The organism is Nocardioides malaquae (assembly GCF_015070385.1).
In the GTDB taxonomy this organism is placed as follows: domain Bacteria; phylum Actinomycetota; class Actinomycetes; order Propionibacteriales; family Nocardioidaceae; genus Nocardioides; species Nocardioides malaquae.
The window spans coordinates 1-268 of the sequence record NZ_JADCSA010000461.1 but is presented as its reverse complement, the minus strand read 5'-3'; the positions used below and the strand labels follow the sequence as shown (position 1 = coordinate 268).

1 protein-coding gene is annotated in these 268 nt (G+C 32.8%); it reads right to left on the bottom strand.

Translation table 11 applies throughout. The features are described 5' to 3' along the window. On the bottom strand, positions 1–268 hold a 268-nt coding region (locus IEQ44_RS18620; protein ID WP_264674496.1), incomplete at both ends, for a DNA translocase FtsK.

The following is a 268-nucleotide window of genomic DNA, read 5'->3' as shown; positions in this document are numbered from 1 at the left end:
GGCAGACAAGGATAAGGCTATATCGTCTTCAAGGTTTTTAATTTTTGATATACGAATTCCTGCGTCGGGTACAATTTCATATAATGTCACTGTAGGTCCAATAGTGGCCTTTATATTTGAAATACCGATATTGTAATTTTTAAGCGTATCTACAATTCGGTTTTTATTCTCTTCTAATTCTTCTTGATTTATGGTGATACCTTCAGAATCGTATTTTTTGAGTAAATCTAGAGTAGGGAACTGATATTTAGCTAATTCTAATGTTGGG